Here is a 7,260-nt window from a genome sequence, read left to right as displayed (position 1 = left end):
CAGGCGGAAAGGATATTTCCTCTCGGTCAAGGTTGTGTCCAGGCGCAGAAAAGCCAGAACGCTCTGGAAGGGCAAAAAGGCAGTCAGCGGCCTGACATGGACAGCCGATTCCCCTTTTTTCAAATAACTGTTGATCTCAATCCTGAAAGCCACGCGCATGGGCTTTGATATGTCATAGGGATCGGGAAATTCGAGATTGGTTATGCGCACTTCAGGGTGCAGACGGAAAAATTCTTTCTGTAACTCGGCCGGCCACTGGGTGATCGGGTAGCGGCTGAATATCCGGCGCAAGCCAGAATCGGATTGGCCTTCGGCTGTCACCTCAATGCGCCCTTTTAATGAGCCATCAGCGTGGATGACCGAATCCAGTCGATAGCGGATGAAGTGCTTCTCGGCCGGGCTGAGCGGCGTGGACTGCAGATCGGCCCCCTCGGGCACGCCCATCAGGTATTCCTGCTGCTGTTCGGCCGACGACCAGAGCTCGCGCACCCCCGGCACCCAGGTGGGATCGAGGAGATGGTACTTGCCGTCGATCTTGACCAGGGTGACGCAGTGGTTGAACTGGTCGGCCGGGATGCGCTCGATGCGCGAGCCGGCCATGGTCATCGCCGGGTAGGACTCGAAGCCGGCGGCGCGCAGCATGGTGATCAGCATGCCCGCCTTGTCCTTGCACACGCCGCAGCGATCGCGGAAGTCCATCGTCCCCTTGTGCAGGGTGTAGCCCTCGCCCGGGCCCATGGAAATCCCCGAGTAGCGGATCTCCTCGGCCACCCAGTGGGTCAGGCGCGAGATCCTTTCCCAGTCGTTTTTGGCGCCGCGGACGATCTCGTTCACCTTGGCCTTGATCTCGTCGTCGAAGCTGAAGGAGCCGTAATCCTCGTTCACCTTGTAAAACCACAACGACTTGGCCCGCCAGTCGGGCGAGGTCGAAAGCAGCAATTTGGGCGCGACATCGGAAAGGTCGACCATGTCGGCCTCGCCCTTGAACGGCATGATATTTTTCATCTCCCAGAAATACACGGTCTGGTCTCCCTGCAGGTGGGCGTAGTGCCGCGCCTGGCCGTTGTACAGCTCGAATTGCAATTTCTTGCTGGCCGGCAGGGCCAGCTGGTAGCTCTTCAAGAGCACCGGCACGTCGGCGTAGAAGGGAACGATGTCGTAAAAATGCCCCTTCATCGGCGGCGCGTAGCGCTCGTCGGCCTGGACGCCGGCCGGCGCTTCGGCTCCGAGCAGGGCGTAGGTGAAGCCCTTCTGGGAGGTCTTAACCCAGACGCCGTCGCCGGCTTCGAGGCGGCCGGCCGGGATGATGATCTCGCGCGCCCCCCAGTAAATGGCGCGGGCCGGGGCGGGATAATCCCTGACCGCGGTCAAGGGCACGCTCTCGATCGCGCCGCCGGCGCGCAAGACCTTCATCTCTTTGACCTCGACGTAGGCCGACAACGGATCGTAGCCGAAGGTCAACGACTGCAGCGTCTTGGCTCCCTCGGCGTTGAGCACCTTGTACAGCACTTCCTTGTCGACATGGCTGAGCCCCGACTCCTCCACCCGCACCGAGCTGCGGTCGAAGACGACCAGGTAGGGAGCGCCGGGAAAATCCTTGGCCTCCCCGGCGCCGGCCAGCGCCTTCGGCAAATCCTCCTGGCCTAAAGCCGGGAGAACGATCAGCAGCAGCAAGCAAACGAGCCTCAGCGTTTTTCTCATGGCGTACCTCCGTTTTCACTTCGAGCCGGAGACAACGTCAAGAACAGGTCGTTATCCGTTGCCCCGGGCAATGGCAAAAAATCATTTTAGCACACAGCCATTTTTTACCAAAGCCTTACATCTTAAACAGCGCTTGACTAAATTTCCCTGCTTCATTAAAATCAGTTAATACGATTCCGGAAGCGGAATAGTTGGAGGAACATGGCGGACAAAAAAAAAGAATTACTGAAGGCGGCGCGAAAATCCAGGTCCAATGCCTATGCCCCTTATTCCCGCTTCCAAGTCGGCGCGGCCGTTTTGAGCGGCAACAACAAGATTTACTCCGGCTGCAACGTGGAAAACGCCTCGTTCGGCCTGACCTGCTGCGCCGAGCGCAACGCCATCTTCGCCATGGTCGCCGCCGGGGAGAAGACGATCCGTGAGATCCTGGTCATCGGCGAGAGCGAGGAATTTCTCCCCCCCTGCGGCGCCTGCCGCCAGGTCATCGCCGAGTTCGCCGCACCGGCCGTGAAAGTCCACATGGCCAACCGCAAAGGCGCATGCCTGACCACCACTGTCGGCGAGCTCGTGCCTTTCATCTTCCACCTGAAGAAAAGAAAGTGATGGCCGGATTGGACAGGGAAAAACTGGTCACGATGATCGACCACACCGAGCTGAGCCCCCAGGCGGGCGAGAAGCGGATCGCCGACCTCTGCGCCGAGGCGCGCCGGTATGGTTTCTATGCCGTTTGCGTCAACGGCGGCTATGTGCGCTTTGCCTTCGAGAAACTCCGGGGCAGCGGGGTTTTGGTCTGCGCCGTGGCCGGCTTCCCGCTCGGCGCCGGCACCGGCACCGCCAAAGCCTTTGAGGCCGGGGAGGCGGTGAAGAACGGCGTCGCCGAGATCGATACAACGATCAACATCGGCGCTTTGCTCGATAAAAAGTTCGACTTAGTGCGCGACGACATCCGCGCCGTGGTCGAAGCCAGCGGCCCGGCGCTGGTCAAGGTGATCCTGGAGACCTGCCTCCTGAGCGACAAGGAGATCGTCGCTGCCTGCGAGCTCGCGGTCGAAGCCGGGGCCGGATACGTCAAGACATCGACCGGCTTCGGCCCCTGCGGGGCTACCCCAGTTCATGTACGCCTGATGCGCCGGACGGTCGGCGCCAACATCGGCGTCAAGGCCTCGGGCGGCATCCGCAACCTCGATGAGGCGCGGCGGCTGATCCGGGCCGGCGCCTCGCGCCTCGGCCTCAGCGCCAGCATGGCCATCGTCGAGGAACTGGCCCTAGAAAATAAATAAAACTGGACCCAAAGGACAACCATGGCTAACGGCATGTATGAAATCATATCGAAGAAGCGGGACGGGCACGAGCTCGAGCGCGGCGAGATCGCCTTCGTCATCGACGGCTATGTCAAGGGTGAAATCCCCGATTACCAGATCGCGGCCTGGCTGATGGCCGTCTACATCCGCGGCCTGAACGACCGCGAGCTGGCCGACCTGACCGAGATCATGCTCGATTCGGGCGACCGCATTCCCCTGGCCAGCGTGGCCGGCAAGAAGATAGACAAGCACAGCACCGGCGGCGTCGGCGACAAGATCAGTTTCGTCGTCGCCCCGCTGCTCGCCGCCTGCGGCGTCCGCGTGCCCATGCTCTCAGGCCGCGGCCTCGGCCACACCGGCGGCACGCTGGACAAGCTGGAGGCCATTCCGGGCATGAACGTCTTCCTCGGCCTCGACCGTTTCCGCGCCGTCCTCGCCGACACCGGCATGGTCATCTGCGGCCAGACCGACAACCTCGGTCCGGCCGACAAGAAGCTCTACGCCCTGCGCGACGCCACCGCCACCGTCAGCTGCATCCCGTTGATCGCCTCCTCGATCATGAGCAAGAAGCTCGCCCTGGGCTCGGACGGCATCGTGCTCGACGTCAAGACCGGCAGCGGCGCCTTCATGAGGGAGGAGGAGGATTCGATCCGCCTGTGCCGCACCATGGTGGCCATCGGCGAAAAGACGGGCCGCCCCACGCTCGGGATCATCTCGAACATGGACCAGCCGCTCGGCCGGACCGTGGGCAATGCCCTGGAGATGATCGAGTCGATCGAGGCGCTGAAGGGGAACGGCACGGCCGACATCCTCGAGGTCACCTTCGCCCTGGGCTGGTGCATGCTGCGGGCCGCCGGACAGGAGCTGCCCTTTGACCAGGCGGTCAAGACCTTCGAGGCCGCCATCGCCTCGGGCCGGGCGCTGGCCGTTTTCCGGAGCTTCATCCAAGCGCAAGGGGGCGACGGGCGGGTCTGCGAAGACTATTCCCTGTTTCCCACCAGCCGGCTCAAGGAGGATGTGCTGGCGCCGCAAGCGGGCTGGATCGCGCGCATCGACTCCTTCGCCGTGGGCATGGCCGCCATCGACACCGGCGCCGGCCGCCGCAAGAAGGAGGACGCCGTCGCCCACGGTGCCGGCTTTGTCTTCCATGCCAATGTCGGCGACAAGGTCGCGAAGGGGCAGAAACTGGTGACCGTCCACTCCGACCGGCCGGAGCTGCTGGCCTCGGTGCGCGAGCGGTTGGGGGCGGCCATCCGCTTCAGCCGCAAGCCGGTCGCCGAGCCGAAGATGGTCCTGCACCTGGCCGACAAGACGGGGATCACCCCCTGGCCCTACTGAACACTTGAAAAAAGAGTACAAAGCCATCTTCTTCGACGCCGACGACACCCTCTATGACTACCCCGGGGCCGAGCGCGCCGCCCTACTGGCCTGCTGCCGCGAGTTCGCCATCGCCGGCGCGCCGGAAGCGTTCATCGCCGTCTACCGCCGCCACAACCGCGACGTCTGGCAGGAATTCGAGCGCGGCGAAACCGACCAGGCGATGTTGCGCGTCGAGCGCTTTCGCCGCCTGAGCGCCGAGCTGGCGATCCCGGACTTGCCTTTAGAACGGGTCAGCACCTTCTACCTGGAAACCCTGGCGAACCAGTCGCAGCTGCTCCCCGGAGCGCTGGACCTGGTGCGGGAACTGGCGAAAAGATTCCCCCTGGCCCTGATCACCAACGGCATCGCATCCGTCCAGAATAAGCGCTTCGCCGCCTCGCCCATCACCCCCTTTTTCAAGGCCATCGTCATTTCCGAGGAGGTCGGCGTCGCCAAGCCCGATCCGCTCATTTTCGCGCCGGCGCTGGCCAAGATCGGCGTGAACCCCGGCGAGGTCCTCTACGTCGGCGACAGCGTGACATCGGACATGGCCGCGGCGCGCAACGCCGGCATGGACTTCTGCTGGCTCAACCCCAAGGGAATTCCCGCCCCTGCCGGCCCGGCGCCGTCATTCATCATCGGTGCGATTGGAGAATTTCCAGCGCTTTGACCTTAAACAGTTGACAATTCCCGGCCTCGGGACGGATAATCGGCAATCATAGGAGGAGAAATGAAAAAAGCGCTGTTCCTTATGGTCGCCCTTTCGATTATGACAATCCTGCTGCCGGCCCAGGAAGTCGTCATCCAGGATACGACGCCATTCACTTACGCCTACCTGGAATGCAGCGGTTCGTACGCGCAGATCCCGGCCAAGATCGGAGTGTTCATGCAGTCATTCTTCCAGCAGGGGCTGGCGCCGATCGGCAACTTCTTCGGCATGTACCTCAATTCCCCCGCCCAGGTCAAGGAGGAGGAGCTGCAATGGCGGCTGGGCTTCCCCGTCGGTGCCGACGCCGCCGTGGCCGCGCCGCTGTTGAAAGGGGAATGCAAAGCCACCAAGATCGCCGTTTATTTGTATGTTGGGCCTTATGAAAAAGTCGGCGACGCCTACGGCAAGATATTCGAATTCATAGAAAAGAACGGTTATAAAACGGCCGGTCCGTGCATCGAAAAATACCTGGACATGAACCCGCAAGCGGTAAAACCAGAAGAGCTCAGAACCGAGATCAACTGGCCGGTCGAGAAGAAATAACGCAAAACCGAGGACTGCGTAGGGGCGATCCGATGGATCGCCCTGTATTTTTCGATTTCATCCCAGGGCGACCCGCCGGGTCGCCCCTACCGATTTTTTCAATTCTTCCGTCCCCTACCCCAGCAATATCCCGGCCAGGGTGGCGGTCATCAGTGTGGCCAGCGACCCGCCCAGGACGGCTTTGAGCCCCAGCGCGGCGATGTCCTTCTTGCGGTGCGGCGCCATGGGGGAAATGCCGCCGATCTGGATGGCGATCGAGGAAAAATTGGCGAAACCGCACAACGCGTACGTGGCCATGGTGATGCCTTTGGGACTGATGAGCCCCTGTTTGATCATACCGACCAGGTCGATATAGGCGACGAATTCGTTCAGGACCACCTTGGTGCCGAGGAGGCTGCCGAAATGGAAGGCGTCGCGCACCGGCACGCCGATGCCGATGGCCAGGTAGCGCAGCACCACCCCGAAGATGAGCTGGAGCGAAAGGGGCATTCCAAAGTGGGCTATAAGATAGGCGTTGACGTGCAGCAGGTCGCCCAGGCCGACGAACAGATAATTGAATAACGCAATACCGGCAATGAAGGCCAGGAGCATGGCGCCGACGTTCAATGCCAGCTGCATGCCGTCGCCGGCGCCGGTGGCCGCCGCCTCGACGAAGTTGGAGGCGTTCTTCTCCACCTTCAGGCGCACCGTCCCCTTGGTCACGGGGATTTCGGTTTCAGGGTAAAGGATCTTGGCGATGACCAGCGAGGCCGGGGCGGCCATGACGCTGGCGGCCAGCAGCTGCACGGCGAAGCGGATCTGGGCTTCGGCCAGGGGGATTTTCTGCACCTCGGCCAAAGCCTGTCCCAGCATCTGGATATAGGCGGCCATCACACCGCCGGCGATGGTGGCCATGCCGCCGATCATGATGGTCAGGATCTCCGAGTTGGTCATAGCGCCGATGTAGGGCTTGATCAGCAGCGGCGCTTCGGTCTGGCCGACGAAGATGTTGGCCGTGTTGGAAAGCGACTCGGCGCCGCTGGTGCCCATGAGCTTGGCCATCAGCCAGGCCATGCCCTTGACCACCATTTGCAGGATGCCCAGGTAATACAGCACCGAGGTCAGCGTGGCCACGAAGATGATCGTCGGCAGGACCTGGAACGCGAAAAACATGCCCAGGCTGTCCGGCCCCGAGTTGACGGCCAGGCGGCCGAAGACGAACTTCGAACCCTCGGTGGTGAAACCGAGCAGGCTGACTATGGCGCCGCCCAGCCAGGAAATGACCGCCTTCGGCCAGCCCAGCGGCGTAAACCACGAGCGCAGCGTATCGCTGTAGAGGATGAAGATGGCGAACACCACCTGGATGGCGATGCCGCTGAAAACCAGCCGCCAGCTGATGCGCCGGCGGTTGTTGGAAAAAACTATGGCAATGCCAATGATCAGAAACAGGCCCAAAACTCCCCTGAGCAAAGAGATCATGTTCATCGGTCACCTGCAGTAGGTCGGATTTTAAAAAACAATCATAGACACAGTGCAATTAAAATTCAAGAAAACTAGGTTGACTGCGCACTGCTTACTGCACTCGGTGGATGAAAAATTCAAAATCACAAATTCAAATTTTCTAAACAAAGGCATTTAAGATTTCCCGCAGTAGGGAACGCTAATTTG

Annotated in this window: 7 protein-coding genes; 5 read left to right on the top strand and 2 right to left on the bottom strand. The window is 61.4% G+C overall.

The genetic code is table 11. The annotated features are described in order from the left end of the window. The coding region (locus NTW95_10795; GenBank protein ID MCX6557900.1) for a DUF3857 and transglutaminase domain-containing protein at positions 1-1,701 on the bottom strand (1,701 nt) is incomplete at its 3' end. Between the two features lie 201 nt (positions 1,702-1,902). Here NTW95_10795 and NTW95_10790 point away from each other — a divergent pair. The 5 genes from NTW95_10790 to NTW95_10770 are packed head-to-tail and all read left to right on the top strand — an operon-like array spanning position 1,903 to position 5,613. Next, positions 1,903-2,304 (top strand): cytidine deaminase, encoded by a 402-nt coding sequence (locus NTW95_10790; GenBank protein ID MCX6557899.1) that lies wholly within the window; start codon positions 1,903-1,905, stop codon positions 2,302-2,304. After that, on the top strand, positions 2,304-2,981 hold the full coding sequence (gene deoC / locus NTW95_10785; protein ID MCX6557898.1) for a deoxyribose-phosphate aldolase: 678 nt from the start codon (positions 2,304-2,306) through the stop codon (positions 2,979-2,981). The genes NTW95_10790 and deoC overlap by 1 nt, the downstream gene beginning before the upstream one ends. A 21-nt stretch (positions 2,982-3,002) precedes the next feature. Then, complete coding sequence (locus tag NTW95_10780; protein MCX6557897.1) at positions 3,003-4,340, top strand: thymidine phosphorylase; 1,338 nt, start codon at positions 3,003-3,005, stop codon at positions 4,338-4,340. A gap of 4 nt (positions 4,341-4,344) precedes the next feature. Beyond that, positions 4,345-5,031: a YjjG family noncanonical pyrimidine nucleotidase gene (locus NTW95_10775; GenBank protein MCX6557896.1), complete on the top strand. Its 687-nt coding sequence runs from the start codon at positions 4,345-4,347 to the stop codon at positions 5,029-5,031. A gap of 60 nt (positions 5,032-5,091) precedes the next feature. Next, positions 5,092-5,613 (top strand): GyrI-like domain-containing protein, encoded by a 522-nt coding sequence (locus NTW95_10770; protein ID MCX6557895.1) that lies wholly within the window; start codon positions 5,092-5,094, stop codon positions 5,611-5,613. Between the two features lie 114 nt (positions 5,614-5,727). Here the strand turns inward: NTW95_10770 and NTW95_10765 are convergent, their stop codons facing one another. After that, positions 5,728-7,077, bottom strand: coding sequence for a NupC/NupG family nucleoside CNT transporter (locus NTW95_10765; GenBank protein MCX6557894.1), 1,350 nt, complete (start codon positions 7,075-7,077; stop codon positions 5,728-5,730). Positions 7,078-7,260: the final 183 nt, after the last annotated feature.

The sequence above is a fragment of the Candidatus Aminicenantes bacterium genome (assembly GCA_026393795.1).
Lineage (GTDB): Bacteria > Acidobacteriota > Aminicenantia > UBA2199 > UBA2199 > UBA2199.
The sequence above is the reverse complement of the archived record's forward strand: the minus strand, read 5'-3'. Positions and strand labels throughout refer to the sequence as shown.